We start from the raw sequence: 15665 nt of genomic DNA on the forward strand, positions 1-15665 counted from the left end.
TTAGTCGATTATACCGAGACTAAAGTTTGATAATATTGTTGCCAGTATCGCGGTCGATAAAGCGTACAAAGGGATCAATACCTGCATAGCTTGGTAATTGGTCTACCGTGATTTCGATAACAGAATCACCACTTTTAATGCGATGGTTTTGTGCATAAATTATCTGATTGTCACTGCTAAAATCATTTGGGTCATGACTGAACAAAAAGATTTCAACCTCTTTATCGAAGTCTTGTTCAGTCTCTTGTCCTTTGCCATCGGCACTTAGCTGCATCGCTGATACAGTGAGTTTGACTTTGAATTTACCTTCATCCAGTGTTTCAATTTCAGCCGCTACTGCGCGCAAGTCATATAAGGTTATTTGGGCAAACAGTTCTTGAATGTCCTGTTTTTGCTCTGGCGTAGCAAGTTCATTCAGATAGCGCATTAAATCTAAAGTAGTGGGGTAAAGATCAGTTCTGAACTTAAACTCCTTTAGCAGCTTACTAAGGGCTAGGTTGATTTTTTCTTCACCCAATTTATGTTCTAGCGCCATCATCACGATAGAGCCCTTTTGATAATGAATATATTGCTGATTCTCAGAACGCATTAGGGGCATTTCTTCGATGGTCTCACTGGCACGTCCTCGCAAATAACGGTCAAGCTCATAGGTTAAAAATTGACGTAAGCGGGTTTCGCCATACTTCTTTTTCATCACCATCAGAGCGCTGTATTGCGATAGGGTTTCAGACAATATGGCGCTACCTTGCACATTGGCGGCATTGAGCTGATGTCCCCACCATTGGTGCGCCACTTCATGAGCGGTGACATAATAAACGGGATCAATATCTTTAGGGTCACGCAAGTCAGTGGTAAAGCCAATATCCTCTGAATAAGGCACGGTATTGGCAAAACTTTGCGCAAAGCCGCGATAGCCAGGAAACTCAATAATACGCAGTTGTTTATGCTGATAAGGACCAAAGGCCTGTTGAAAGTAATCTAAAGAGTCCTTACTGGATTCAATCATACGATCTACATTCCATGCATGACTAGGATGATAATACACTTCAATATTGACGCCTTTGTACTGCTCTTTTTTGCTGTCTAGTTTGGCCGACATAATGCTAAAAAAGTTAACCATCGGCGCATCCATTTCGTAGCGATAATAATTACGCCCATTTTCTTGCCATTCTTTGGCTAAATATCCGGGGGCAATGGCGAATTGTTCGGCGCTGGTGGATAGAGTGGCGCTGAAGTCAATAAACGCGACGCCAGGACCAAAAAAGCTCTCTTGATAATGACTACTGTCTTCCAAGTCATAAGCGCGTTTAAGCGGTTCCAAGTCGCGTTTACGCCTTTCATGGCGATCACTTATGCGTGCATCACCGCTAAATCCAAAACTAGGAAATAAAGCAAAATTGTCAATAAAGGTGCCGTTTTTGATGAGGGTAGGGTCTTCACCAGAATTCTTAAAACCGTGATGCTCACGTATCACGCTAATTTCCCCTTGACGCTTCTCTCCTGGCGCTAGGGGATTGGCAAATTCAAACCACGCAGTGCTGAATTTCTCATCTATTTCACCCATTGTGCCACCTTCAATGGTCACTAATTCATCGCGGCTATATTGGGGTAAATTCACTAAAAAACGTGAAATAGGGCTATCACTATTGTTCACTACTTTAATCGCAGCTTTGGCTTCAATCCGTCGCACTTGCGGAAAGATATCAACAGTCGCATCAACAGCAGTAATGGTAGGAAAAGCAGCAAGTTCGTATTCACCAAAGGTCTTTTCATAATCAGCACGTAAATCAAGACTCTCTTCACTGCTGACAAATTGGTTCAGCACTTTAGTGTTGTAATGGATCCAGCCACCACAAGCGACAAAAATAAGCAGGGCGCTGATGGCAACAGCCATACCTCGTTTACCTAGCTGGTACTTAAGTTGAGCGAACCGTTGTTTAAGTGAGCTACTTGGTCCTCGTTGCCATAATCCAAAACTAAGTACGCCCAATATTACTGCTAATGCTGTCCAATAGAGCATGAACCATTGTTGGGTTTGTAAATACCAGCCGTAACCATTTAAATCAGAATATTGCATGGCAGGTGCTTCACTATAATTGAACATATTGTGTTCAATACCTAAGGAAATAAAGGCCAGTGAGACAAAGGAATAACCGACAAATAGCAACATACCGATGTATTTATTGGGACTTAATGCTTGTAAAAAGAATGCCAGTACGGCTAATAAACAAAAGGGTAGGGCGCCAAAATACAGCAAACTTACCGCATATTGGCCAAGCTCAATTTGGCTATAACCAGTAAGTAACTGATAGGAAATTGAACATAGTGCGCCGAGTAAAAAAAGTGACAGAATCACTAAAATAACCGCGACTAATTTGGATAACCAAAAAGTTAAATTGTGTACGGGCATGCTATCGACAATATCACCCATACCCACTGAGCGTTCACGCCATACAATTTCGGCACTGTAATAGGTGATGACGATAATCAGCATTAACGAAAAAGATCCCGTAATTAAGCTTACTAAGGTTTGGGTTAATGGCCAATTAGGGGTACCGTACATGCCGGATATTTCAAAAAGGTTGGCGAACAGTTGAAAGCTAGAAAAGAGCAGGAGTACTAAAAAAGCCGGACTAAAAAATACCTGTTTAATCTCAAAGCGAGTGCGGGTTAAAAACTGACTAATGTTGTTGCCGTCGATACTTTTGTGGCGAAAATTTTGGTTGAGTTCAGCTATTTCAAGTGGTGAAACGGCTGCTGTTTTTTTAGCCTTGCTAAGGGGCAGACTAAAAGACTTAAAAAGTCCCCCGCCCGTTAACAACATTAGTAGGCCAATACCCATCCAAAGCAAACGGTTTTGCAATACAAAACCTTCAAAACGAGGCACTAAACTATTTTTCTCAAACGCGGTCCAGTAGCGGGAATATTCGCTAAAGGTATTTAGCCCGAAAGGGTCAATCAGCGCGCGAATAGTGCGCTGATCCGGTTCATCAAACACTTGTCCGGCAATAACATAAGCAATAAATAAACTCAAAGCAGCCAGATAAACGGCCATGGTGCTTTTAGTTTGTTGTGCCACCGCATAAAACAGGCTAGCAAATACAAATAGTGTCGTGGTCGAAAATACTAAAAAGGGTGATAAATAAAGACTAAAAGAATTAGGCCCTAAGCGTTCTGCATCTAACCACGGCATAATACTGCCTAAAAACAAACCCAAGGGCACCATGGCAAAAACCACTAAACATATTAAATAAGCACCGATAAAACGGCCTAAATTATAAGGTAAGGGATGAATAGGTTTGGTGGATATGATTTCTGCCATTAAGGTTAGGTCGTTTCTTGTTGCTGTATTAGCCACAAAATTAACCACCATAAACATAGCAAAGATACCGAGGATAAGCATGGTCTGAGCGATCGCAAAAGGGCTGTTAAACAGCACGTTACCACCAGAACCAATTTGCACCTGATCGACCACCATGGCTAAAAAGGGTAATAAAAAGAACACCAAACAGGTAACGATGAAAGAGGGTTGACGCACAAAATAACGCCACTCAAATTTTAACATTGCAAATAACATGAGTGACCCCTTAGGCGACGTTGGCTGAACGAGAGCGATGTAATGTTGAAAAATACACATCTTCTAGGGTCGCTGGCGTACTTTCGAAACCGGAGGGCGCCTCATTGGCCAGTACATTTAATACTGTTTTACCGGCAAACAAACGTTTGGAAATAACCGGCAACTGAGCTTCAAGTTCAGCGGCTTCCTCAAGTGTTACGACCTTACGCCAAATCTGTCCACTGAGTTTTGCGGTTACATCCAGAGGGTTTCCCTCAAGTAATATTTCACCATTACCCAATACCGCCATGTTGGCGCATAGCTCTGATACATCGTCGACGATATGAGTAGACAAAATAACCACTTTTTGTTCACCCAAACTTACTAATAAATTATGGAATCGATTGCGCTCCTCTGGATCGAGGCCCGCCGTGGGTTCATCCACGATGAGTAAGTCTGGATCGCCTAATAAGGCCTGTGCGATGCCGAATCGTTGGCGCATGCCACCAGAAAAACCACTAACCGCTTTTTTACGATGTTGAAATAAATTGACATGGGCGAGCAAGCCATCCACGGCTTCTTTTCTCATGGATTTATTACTTAGCCCTTTTAGTATGGCTAAATGGTCGAGTAAATCGTAAGCACTTATGCGGGGATACACACCAAAATCTTGTGGCAAATAGCCCAGCCGTTGACGTAATTCATTAGGTTGGCTTAATACATCAATATTATCAAAAGTGAGCGAGCCACTATCTGGTTGCTGCAAGGTAGCGATAGTGCGCATTAAACTTGACTTACCCGCGCCATTTGGCCCCAATAGACCAAACATACCTTTTGGTAGCGATAGATTGACGCCATTTAATGCTTTGACGCCGTTGGCATAGGTTTTAGTGATATTGACAATATTGAGCATAGTAAAATCCCTGTTTTATTTTTTAGTATAACAAGCAGATTAACAGGGGCAGAGAGTAGGGTAAATAGCTATTTGGACAAGCTATAAACTCGACTAACTCATTGTTATTTAATTAATATTTATTTCAAAAGTTGAAATAAGCAATATTTACTTACCAAAAAACGGGTTGTTGATCAGAACTTAAAGTGCAGCAACTCAATGTGCAACTACAGGCCCTAATTATGACTGATACTAAAAGCGTCTAGACGTCTAGACGTAAAGATGTTGACTTTTGGCTCCGTTTAAGCGAGATTTGTCATCATTAATTTCATCCTTGGAGTCTTTATGCCCATTCGTATCCCGAGTAATTTACCCGCACAAAATGTCTTAAGTCGCGAAAATATTTTTGTGATGGATAACGAACGTGCTGCGACTCAAGATATTAGACCAATGGAAGTGGGTATTTTGAACCTGATGCCTAACAAGATGGAAACTGAAGAACAGTTTTTGCGTTTGTTATCGAATACCCCCTTGCAGGTCAATGTGGATTTAATTCGGATTGACAATCAAGCACCTAAAAATACTCCAAAAGCTCACATGGATGCTTTTTATCGGAACTTTGAAGAGGTTGCCAATAAAAAGTATGACGGCTTAATTGTCACCGGTGCACCTTTAGCGCATCTTGCTTATCAAGATGTGAAGTATTGGGAAACAATGACGGTGGTGATGGATTGGGCGCGCAGACATGTGCAATCAACCTTGTTTTCATGTTGGGCGGCGCACGCCGCTATTTATCATTATTTTGGTAAAAATCGTGTGCTTAATAGTGAAAAGCTCAGTGGTGTCTACCCTATCGAAGTGCAAAACGAGCATGATGAATTAATGCGTGGTTTTGATCCGATATTTTATGCACCGCAATCCCGTTACGGTGAGATACCTATAGCGATTTATCAAAGTATTCCAGAATTGACTATTTTGGCAAGTTCTGCGAAAACAGGCGCACATATCGTGGCGTCTAATGATAAACGTTTGGTTTTTGTGACAGGCCATCCAGAGTATGATCCCGAAAGTTTAAGTCAAGAGTATCATAGAGACTTGGCGTCTAACTTAGCACCAAAAATTCCAGTAAATTATTTTCCAGATGATGACCCTACAAAGCCTCCTATGGTTAAATGGCGGGCTCATGGCAGCTTATTGTTCACAAATTGGTTAAACTACTACGTTTATCAAAATACGCCCTATGATTTAGAGAGTTTATCTCGTTAAAGTAATGCTAAGTTATTAATTAATAAAGATTTATTGAGGAAAAGTGTTGAGTCAGTCTAACCGAGAAAAACTACTATATAGTGCCGCCCAGCAACGTATTCTAATTTTGGATGGTGCTATGGGTACCATGATCCAAAAACATAAATTAGAAGAAGAGGATTTTCGCGGTGAGCGATTCGCTGATTGGGCATTTGATATCAAAGGTAATAATGACTTATTGAGTCTTACCCAGCCCCATCTTATTTATGACATTCATTGTGCTTACTTGGCTGCTGGAGCAGATATATTAGAGACCAATACTTTTAACTCGACCACTATTTCAATGGCTGATTATCATATGGAGTCCTTAGCCAAGGAGATAAACTACGAGTCAGCTAAATTAGCCAGAAAGGCGGCTGATGAATATAGCCTGCTTACGCCAGATAAACCGCGTTTTGTCGCAGGTGTACTGGGACCAACAAGCCGCACTGCCTCAATATCTCCCGATGTAAACGACCCCGGCAAGCGCAATGTGACCTTCGATCAATTAGTTGAGGCTTACATTGAAGCAACCCATGCCTTAATTGATGGAGGCAGTGATCTGATTTTAATTGAAACCATCTTTGATACCCTTAATGCCAAAGCTGCTGCCTTTGCGGTTGAAACCGTATTTGAGCAACGTCAGCAACGTCTACCTATTATGATCTCAGGTACGATTACCGATGCATCAGGTCGCACCTTGTCAGGCCAAACTGCAGAAGCTTTTTATTATTCTATGTGTCATGTTAATCCGTTTTCGATGGGTTTAAATTGCGCATTAGGCCCTGATTTGTTGCGTCAGTATGTTGAAGAAATTTCGCAAATATCGGATTGTTTGGTCTCAGCCCACCCCAATGCGGGTTTACCCAATGAGTTTGGTGAATACGACATGGAAAGTGATGAAATGGCCAGCCACATAAAAGAATGGGCCGAATCAGGTTTATTAAACATAGTCGGGGGGTGTTGTGGCAGTACCCCTGAACATATTGCTGCGATGGTTGCCGTTACTAAAGGCAAAGCACCACGAAAAATTGTTAAACACCCAGTTAAAATGCGTTTATCTGGCCTCGAACCTTTTGTCCATTAGGCCGCATAAATGAAAAACAGTGAAATAGAATTAGTGACTCAAGAAAGCGCAGCAAGCGTATTTATTAACGTTGGTGAACGAACCAATGTCACCGGTTCAGCCATGTTTAAACGGCTGATATTAGACGGTGATTATGAAAAAGCTTTAGATGTCGCTCGTCAACAAGTCGAAAACGGTGCACAGATCATCGATATCAACATGGATGAAGCCATGCTTGATTCCGAAGCTGCCATGGTGCGCTTCCTTAATTTAATTGCTTCTGAGCCCGATATTTCACGGGTGCCTATCATGATCGACTCATCAAAATGGTCGGTAATTGAGGCAGGTTTGAAATGTGTGCAAGGTAAGTCGATTGTTAACTCTATTAGTTTAAAAGAGGGTGAAGAAAACTTTTTACATCAAGCTAAATTAATTAAGCGTTATGGCGCAGCAACGGTTGTTATGGCCTTTGACGAAGCGGGGCAGGCTGATACTGAAGCTCGTAAATATGAGATTTGTGAGCGTAGCTATAAATTATTAACAGAAAAAATCAATTTTCCGCCGCAAGACATTATCTTCGATCCTAATATTTTTGCCGTGGCTACTGGCATAGAAGAACACAATAATTATGCCATGGATTTCATTAATGCTACGCGGCGCATTCGGCAAAATCTGCCCCATGCGCACATATCGGGTGGCTTGTCTAATGTGTCATTTTCGTTTCGGGGTAATAATCCGGTGCGCGAAGCGATGCATTCGGTATTTTTGTTTTATGCCATTAAAGCTGGCATGGACATGGGCATTGTTAATGCGGGACAACTTGAAGTTTATGATCAAATTCCTTTAGAGCTACGTGATGCCGTAGAAGACGTAATACTAAATCGCCATCCTGATGCCACTGATAGACTCATTGAACTGGCGCCTAAATACCAAGGTGGCGGTAAAGTTCAAGAAAAAGAAAACCTAGAATGGCGCGAGTTACCCGTTAACAAACGTTTAGAATATGCGTTGATACGCGGCATCATGGATTTTATTGAAGAGGACACGGAAGCCGCCAGACTTGAAGCTGAAAAACCCTTACATGTGATCGAAGGGCCATTGATGGACGGCATGAATGTCGTCGGCGACTTGTTTGGTGAAGGTAAAATGTTTTTACCCCAAGTGGTTAAGTCAGCACGGGTCATGAAAAAAGCGGTGGCTTATCTCAACCCATATATTGAACTAGAAAAAGATCAAGGTAGCTCTAACGGCAAAATACTCTTAGCGACGGTCAAGGGGGATGTGCACGACATAGGCAAAAATATCGTGGGCGTAGTACTACAATGTAATAACTTTGAAATCATTGACTTAGGTGTGATGGTTTCCTGTGCCAAAATTCTGCAGGTAGCAAAAGAGCAAAATGTCGACATGATTGGCCTTTCAGGTCTGATTACACCGTCTTTAGATGAAATGGTGCATGTTGCTAAAGAAATGCAGCGCTTAAATTTTGATTTGCCTTTGTTAATCGGCGGTGCCACAACATCTAAGGCCCATACTGCGGTTAAAATTGAACAACATTATCAACATCCTGTAGTGTATGTGCCTAACGCCAGTCGTGCTGTTGGTGTTTGCCAACGATTAATCGCTGCAGATAATCGGGCCATCTTTGCTGCTCAACTTAGTGCTGAATATGCAAGTGTTAGGGAGCAACACGCTAAGAAAAAACCGCGTACTAAACCGATTACTTTAGAAAAGGCCAGAGCCAATGCTTTTGTTTTTGATTGGACTGCTTATCAGCCACCCGTGCCCAGAGAATTAGGGGTAAAAGCGGTTTCGGTTGGTTTAGATGTCTTGCGCCCTTACATCGACTGGACACCGTTCTTTTTAACTTGGTCTTTGGCTGGCAAGTACCCGCGTATTTTACAAGACGAAGTGGTAGGTAAAGAAGCACAAAGTTTGTTTAATGATGCGCAAGCGCTATTAAATGATCTCTGCGCTAATCAACTATTACAAGCGAAAGGGGTCATGGGTATATTCCCTGCCAATAGTGCGGGTGATGATATTGAAGTTTATCAAGATGAGAATAGGCAGCAGTGTCAGTTTATTGCTCACCATTTGCGTCAACAAACCGAGAAAACCAATGGTCCTAATTATTGCCTAAGTGACTTTATCGCCCCTAAAAGTTCGGGTAAGTCTGATTATTTAGGCGCTTTTGCGGTAACGGCTGGCATAGGTGAGGATGAATTAGCGCAACACTATATCGATGATGGCGATGATTATAATGGCATCATGGTTAAAGCACTGGCTGATAGGTTGGCTGAGGCCTTTGCAGAATACTTGCATGAGCAAGTACGCAAAGAAATATGGGGCTTTGCAGCACAGGAAAACTTGAGTAATGATGAACTTATTCGGGAGAAATACCAAGGTATTCGTCCCGCGCCAGGTTATGCTGCTTGCCCTGAGCACACAGAAAAACAATTAATATGGGATCTACTCAATGCAGAAAAACACACTGGCATGAAACTAACTGAAAGTTATGCCATGTGGCCTGGGGCTTCTGTGTCAGGGTTTTACTTTTCTCATCCACAAAGTCGCTATTTCGCGGTGGCGCAAATTCAACAAGATCAATTTGCAGACTATGCTAGTCGTAAAGGTTGGTCTGTTGAAGAAGCGCAAAAATGGCTAGCACCCAATATTCAACTTTAATACGAGGTAAAACCCAATGAATAAGCCCTTTAGTCAAGCTTGCGAAAATAACAAAGGGCCTATTCTGGGAGTATTGAAGCAGTATTTTGCGCAAACTAAATCTGTGCTTGAAATTGGCTCTGGTACCGGTCAACACGCAGTTTACATGGCTAAAAACTTAGCCCACTTACAATGGCAAACGAGTGATGCAAGCAATAATCACGCGGGCATAAAACAATGGATTGCGGCTTTTCCAAGTAGTAACTTGAAATCACCTATTGCATTCATTATTGGCGATGATGCGTGGCCAGAGGGTGGATATGATGGGATTTTTAGTGCCAATACTGCGCACATCATGCAAAAGTATGAAGTTAAATTGATGATGACAATGATTGCAGAGTTCTTACCAGTAGACGGTATTTTTTGTCAATACGGGCCCTTTACTCAAGACGGGCAGTTTACTAGTCAGAGTAATATTGATTTCGACTTACATTTAAAATCGAATGGCTATGGCGGTATTCGGGATATTAATGAGTTACAGATGTGGGGACGGGGATTAGGTTTAATAGACACCCTTACGATGCCTGCTAATAATCAGTGTTTAGTTTGGCGTAAACTTGCTGAGACTTAAGCTACAACCTGTCGTCTGTGAGTTTTTTAAAAGGCAACAAGCTCTCAGCATTCTGCTTATATTCTGCAATGCCGATATCCTCGGTTTTAATAAAGCGGCCAACGGCCTCATGAAAAGCCAACTCTTTTAATTGATGATTAGAGTAGCAATAGGTGGGTTCGAATCCACGCATAATTTTATGTTCTCCCTGGGTACCTGGGTTAAACTCTGCTAGCCCTTTGTCAATACAAAATTCGATACCTTGATAATAGCAACACTCAAAATGAAGTTGCGGTATGTCCACTATTGCTCCCCAGTAACGACCAAACAATTGTTTATCATCATAGAAAAAGAGGGCACTTGCGATAGGCTGCCCCCCCATGCTTGCCTCAACAATAAGTAGGTTGTGATGCATCGTTTGAAATATTTGTTTGAAAAAGTCTTGGGTAAGATAACCAGTGTGTCCACTGCGTTTTAAGTAAGTCTGTTGATAGCAATGATAGAAAAAATCCATGTTTGCCATGTGTAATTTCTCACCTGTAAGGCGTTCAACAGTTACCTCAGCTTGAAAAACTTTGTTTCTTTCTGATTTAATAGTTTTGCGCTTTCTGGAGTTCATGGTGGCTAAGAAATCACTGAAAGTAGCATAGCCTCGATTAAACCACTGGAATTGTACTGAACGTCTAGTAAGTTGCTGCTGTACTGCTAAGCGTTGACTTGTTTGTGCTTCAACAAATAACCAGTGCATTGACGACAGCCCATCTAAGCTTAGCTTTTCTGATGTCACTTGGCATACGACTTCAACCAACTCAGTTTGATCCGTATTGGGGCGACATAAGATTCGGCCACCCGTAACGGGAGTAAATGGAATCGCACTAATCAGTTTAGGATAGTAGTTTAGGCCATATTGCTTGTACGTATTGGCCCAAGCAAAATCAAAAACATATTCGCCATAACTATGGTTTTTTTTGTATAATGGCACGAGGCAAACGGCTTCGTTATTTTTGTATAGTATAAGATGATGAGGATGCCAGCCGGTATCTGGACCGACAGATTTGGATGATTCTAATGCATGCAGAAATTCGTACTGGCAAAAGGGATTAGTGCCTACTGCCATTTCCTGCCATAGCGCTTGACCTATTTTTTCAATATTATTAACAAAGGTGTAGCTAAGTTTGCTTTTCAAATTAGGGATCCCAAATTTCGGCAAAGGCAATACAGTCGGTTTAAGCATATGAGTATCAATGAACCCTATAAGGAAATAAAGTATACCATTACTCGTCTCTTAGCCAGAAGAGAACATAGTCGCCATGAGTTGATCAGTAAATTGAAACTCCGCAAATATGATACGGAACTGAGCGAACAATGGCTCAATAAGTTTGCACAGTCGGATATCCAAAGTGATGAGCGTTATGCTGAAATGTTGGCTCGCAGTAAGGTCAATAAGGGCGCAGGCGAACTGAGTATTAGAAATGAATTTCGCTTACATCACATAGATGATGACATCGTAAACAGAGTATTGACTCAGCTAGATATAGATTGGTTTGAACATGCCGTGCTCGTGTTGGAGAAGAAAAAAGGTCATGCCCAACTTAGCGAGCCGAAAGTTTATCAAAAATACTATCGCTTCATGCTTCAAAGAGGCTTTTCTGCCGAACAAATTCACTATGCTATGGGGGTCTTAAGGACTTAAATTAAGCGCTTAACAATAGTAGCTCAAACATGTTACTGTTATGCGGTACAGGCAATTTTTTATTGCTTCCTAGTCTAATTTCAATCTAACTAAAATTTTATATTTTCAGGACTATAAATGAGTATGACAACCGCCGAAATTCGCGGCGCCTTTCTAGATTATTTTGCAAAAAACGGACATCAGATTGTCTCTAGTTCTTCTTTAGTACCTAACAATGACCCTACTTTATTGTTCACTAATGCTGGGATGAATCAATTTAAGGATGTATTTTTAGGCGCAGACAAACGCAATTATGTTAGAGCTGTCTCATCACAGCGCTGTGTGCGTGCTGGTGGCAAGCATAATGACTTAGAAAATGTCGGTTATACCGCCAGACACCATACTTTTTTCGAAATGTTAGGTAATTTTAGTTTCGGTGATTATTTTAAAATTGACGCCATAAAGTTTGCTTGGAACTTTTTAACCGAAGAGCTCAAATTACCCAAAGAAAAACTATTGGTTACTATCTACGCAGAAGATGATGAAGCCTTTGATATTTGGGCTAACGATATCGGGGTGCCAAAAGATAAAATCATTCGTATTGCTACCTCAGATAATTTCTGGTCAATGGGTGATACCGGTCCCTGCGGTCCATGTTCTGAGATTTTTTATGATCACGGCGAACACATTTGGGGTGGACCGCCGGGCTCACCAGAAGAAGACGGCGACAGATTTATAGAAATTTGGAACTTAGTGTTTATGCAGTTTAATCGCCAAAGTGACGGCACTATGCAACCCTTACCCAAACCATCGATCGATACGGGCATGGGCTTAGAGCGCATATCAGCGATTCTTCAACATGTTCACAGTAACTATGAAATTGATATTTTTACTCATTTAATTGCTCAGACCGCAAAGATCATTGGTACTACCGATCTTGCAGATAAGTCGTTGCGGGTTATTGCCGACCATATTCGCTCATGTAGCTTTCTAATTTGCGATGGTGTGGTGCCATCAAACGAAGGACGAGGTTATGTGTTGCGTCGTATTATTCGCCGCGCTGTGAGACATGGTAATAAATTAGGTGCGAAAGACGTATTCTTTTACCGCCTAGTTGCCGCATTGGCAGAGCAAATGGGCACGGCTTATCCTGAATTAACAGAGCAAAAAAGTTTTGTTGAAAAAGTGCTAAGAACTGAGGAAGAGCAGTTTTCTCGTACCTTAGAGCGAGGTATGGCAATTTTAGATGATGAATTAAACGCCCTCAATGGTGAAGTGATCCCAGGTAGTGTTGTATTCAAGCTTTATGATACCTATGGCTTTCCAGCAGATTTAACTAACGACGTTGCAAGAGAGCGCGGTTTGCGCATAGACGAAGATGGTTTTGCGGCGGCTATGGCCGAGCAACGCAAACGTGCTCAGCAGGCTAGTCAGTTTGATACAGACTATAACGAGCAACTTAAGAGCGATAATGTCTCTGAGTTTACCGGTTATGATTTAAAAAGTTCTCACTCTGCAGTGCTTGAAATTTTGCTTGCTGGGCAATCAGTAAGTACATTGCAAGATGGACAAACTGCCTATGTTGTTCTTCAGCAGACGCCTTTTTATGCTGAATCAGGTGGTCAAGCCGGTGACAGTGGTATTCTACTCGGTGCCAATGGTCAATTTGTGGTTAGTGATACCATCAAGATTGGCAAAGCCATTGCGCACAAAGGGAAAATGCAAGGCTCCTTGAGCCTGGGTGAGCAAGTTGACGCTGCCTTTGATGCCGAACGTCGAGAAGCGATAAAGCTTAATCATAGTGCCACTCACCTTATGCACGCTGCTCTTAAGCAGGTGCTCGGTAGTCATGTGAACCAAAAAGGCTCTCTGGTGACTGACGAGCGTTTGCGCTTCGATTTTTCTCATTTTGAGGCAATGACTAAAGAACAAATCAGTTTGGTCGAAAAATTAGTGAATGATCAAATTCGCACTAATAGCGTAATAGACACTAAGCTAATGAATTTAGACCAAGCTAAAGCTGCCGGTGCCATGGCTCTGTTTGGTGAAAAGTACGAAGAGGATGTGCGTGTTGTTAGCATGGGAGAGTTTTCCATGGAACTGTGCGGCGGTACTCATGTCGTAAGTACAGGTGATATCGGTTTGTTTAAAATATTATCCGAAAGCGGTATTGCTGCAGGCGTAAGGCGTATTGAAGCTGTTACCGGAGTGACAGCCATCGACTTAATGCAAAAGCAATTTAACGAGCTAAGTGGTCTAGCAGCGATACTAAAAACTGAACCGGTTAATTTGGCTTCACGGGTGACGCAACTCCTAGAGCAAAACAAGCAGTTTGAAAAAGAACTTGCCAAATTAAAGCAACAATTGGCCAGCACTAAAGGCAATGATTTGTTGTCGAATGTGATTGAGATCAATGGTGTTAAAGTGCTCATTGCGCATTTACATGATGTCGAAGCTAAAGCGTTGCGTGGTATGGTCGATGATTTTAAAAACCAGCTTGGTAGTGCTGTGATTGTGCTGGGTGTCGCTGAACAAGATAAAGTAAGTTTAATTGTCGGGGTGACTCCAGATTTAACCTCTGTTGTAAAAGCGGGCGAATTGGTCAATTATATTGCTCAGCAGGTTGGTGGAAAAGGCGGCGGTCGACCTGATATGGCTCAGGCTGGCGGAAGTCAGCCAGAAAATCTTGCTAGTGCAATTGAAACAGTTAAGCCCTGGTTAATAAAAGCATTGTAGATTAAAAGAATTATCGGTTAATTTTTGAGGTGACAACAAAAATAAGGAATAACTGAGTGTGGAAAATTTTAGTCGTATAGAATTTTCTACTAGTGTTACTTAAGGACTTAAAATTTTTATTTAACGGAAAAGGAGCAAGAGAATGCTAATTTTAACTCGTCGTGTAGGTGAAACCTTAATGGTCGGTGATGAAGTAACTGTCACTGTCTTAGGTGTTAAAGGAAATCAGGTAAGAATCGGTGTTAACGCACCCAAAGAAGTATCTGTGCATCGTGAAGAAATTTATATGCGCATCCAAGCAGAAAAAAATGGTCAAGCAGAGGGTGGCGATAAATCTTCGACACATGAGCAAGACTAAATATTTTTAAATCTGCAAAAAAAGCTGGTTTCGACCAGCTTTTTTTATGTCCAGAAATTGCTGTTTTTAAGCTAGTTGTCGAAAAAGTTTGCTTAAACTGTTCATAAAAAAAACAAAGCTCGATTTATCGTTCAAAATGCAAGCAAGCAGTTCATAAGTTGAGAAAAATTGTTTGACTTACGTTTGAGTATCGGTAAACTTCGCCTCCTCATTTAGGAGAGTCAGTCAGTTGGCTGAAGGCACTTCCCGCTAAGGGAGTAGAGGTTCAAACCTCGATAAATTGTCTTGTCATTATGGTCTTATTAAGATGCATTATGATATCATCTAAATGTGCAAAAAGTTTATATCGTGTTCCGGAGAGGTGGGTGAGTGGCTGAAACCAGTTCCCTGCTAAGGAACCATACCTATTACTGGTATCGAGGGTTCGAATCCCTCCCTCTCCGCCATTTATAAACAGGAAAGTTTCAACGCGTGTGTAGCTCATTGCTCCACAACGGGCTGAATAGAGACCTAGCTAAGAACTAAGCTTTGTTTTGATATAAAAATAGTTCAAATGTTATCAACGCGTGTGTAGCTCAGCTGGATAGAGTACCTGGCTACGAACCAGGCGGTCGGAGGTTCGAATCCTTCCACACGCGCCATTTTATTAAGGTTAATAAAACCTTAAAAAATGGAAAGTTAATAAACTTAGTCTTTTACTAAGTCATTCCAAAGTTTTGAAATAGTGCTGTGCGTGTGTAGCTCAGCTGGATAGAGTACCTGGCTACGAACCAGGCGGTCGGAGGTTCGAATCCTTCCACACGCGCCATTTCAATAACCTCCCCAAA

10 protein-coding genes and 3 tRNA genes are annotated in these 15665 nt (G+C 41.7%); 10 read left to right on the forward strand and 3 right to left on the reverse strand.

All coding sequences use genetic code 11. The annotated features are described in order from the left end of the window. Positions 1-19: 19 nt before the first annotated feature. Together ABKW31_RS20100 and ABKW31_RS20105 are read right to left on the reverse strand one after the other, a co-directional pair. Positions 20-3577: a M1 family aminopeptidase gene (locus ABKW31_RS20100; RefSeq protein WP_348618379.1), complete on the reverse strand. Its 3558-nt coding sequence runs from the start codon at positions 3575-3577 to the stop codon at positions 20-22. Between the two features lie 10 nt (positions 3578-3587). Next, a complete protein-coding gene (locus ABKW31_RS20105; RefSeq protein ID WP_348618380.1) occupies positions 3588-4469 on the reverse strand; it encodes an ABC transporter ATP-binding protein in 882 nt (293 codons plus the stop codon). A 324-nt stretch (positions 4470-4793) separates the two neighbouring features. On the opposite strand from ABKW31_RS20105, the gene metA reads away from it, so the two are divergent. Genes metA through ABKW31_RS20125 form a run of 4 tightly spaced genes read left to right on the forward strand, consistent with a single transcriptional unit; the run spans position 4794 to position 10093 of the window. Then, entirely contained in the window at positions 4794-5714 is a 921-nt protein-coding gene (metA, locus tag ABKW31_RS20110; RefSeq protein WP_348618382.1) for a homoserine O-succinyltransferase, read from the forward strand. A gap of 46 nt (positions 5715-5760) precedes the next feature. Then, a complete protein-coding gene (locus ABKW31_RS20115; RefSeq protein WP_348618383.1) occupies positions 5761-6819 on the forward strand; it encodes a homocysteine S-methyltransferase family protein in 1059 nt (352 codons plus the stop codon). 9 nt (positions 6820-6828) lie between these two features. After that, complete coding sequence (metH, locus tag ABKW31_RS20120; protein ID WP_348618384.1) at positions 6829-9483, forward strand: methionine synthase; 2655 nt, start codon at positions 6829-6831, stop codon at positions 9481-9483. A 16-nt stretch (positions 9484-9499) separates the two neighbouring features. Next, positions 9500-10093: a DUF938 domain-containing protein gene (locus tag ABKW31_RS20125; protein WP_348618386.1), complete on the forward strand. Its 594-nt coding sequence runs from the start codon at positions 9500-9502 to the stop codon at positions 10091-10093. Position 10094: 1 nt separating this feature from the next. Here the strand turns inward: ABKW31_RS20125 and ABKW31_RS20130 are convergent, their stop codons facing one another. Further along, on the reverse strand, positions 10095-11258 hold the full coding sequence (locus ABKW31_RS20130; protein ID WP_348618387.1) for a GNAT family N-acetyltransferase: 1164 nt from the start codon (positions 11256-11258) through the stop codon (positions 10095-10097). Positions 11259-11306: 48 nt separating this feature from the next. On the opposite strand from ABKW31_RS20130, the gene ABKW31_RS20135 reads away from it, so the two are divergent. The 6 genes from ABKW31_RS20135 (at position 11307) to ABKW31_RS20160 (ending at position 15646) form a co-directional block, all read left to right on the forward strand. After that, entirely contained in the window at positions 11307-11765 is a 459-nt protein-coding gene (locus ABKW31_RS20135; protein ID WP_348618388.1) for a regulatory protein RecX, read from the forward strand. A 117-nt stretch (positions 11766-11882) separates the two neighbouring features. Further along, positions 11883-14480: an alanine--tRNA ligase gene (gene alaS / locus ABKW31_RS20140; protein ID WP_348618390.1), complete on the forward strand. Its 2598-nt coding sequence runs from the start codon at positions 11883-11885 to the stop codon at positions 14478-14480. Between the two features lie 142 nt (positions 14481-14622). Beyond that, positions 14623-14838, forward strand: a complete 216-nt coding sequence (gene csrA / locus ABKW31_RS20145) for a carbon storage regulator CsrA (protein WP_348618391.1) — start codon at positions 14623-14625, stop codon at positions 14836-14838. 355 nt (positions 14839-15193) lie between these two features. Beyond that, positions 15194-15284 (forward strand) — tRNA-Ser (locus ABKW31_RS20150). Between the two features lie 118 nt (positions 15285-15402). After that, positions 15403-15479 (forward strand) — tRNA-Arg (locus ABKW31_RS20155). Between the two features lie 90 nt (positions 15480-15569). Continuing rightward, positions 15570-15646, forward strand: a tRNA-Arg gene (locus ABKW31_RS20160). Positions 15647-15665: the final 19 nt, after the last annotated feature.

Source organism: Paraglaciecola sp. 25GB23A (assembly GCF_040012495.1).
GTDB lineage: Bacteria > Pseudomonadota > Gammaproteobacteria > Enterobacterales > Alteromonadaceae > Paraglaciecola.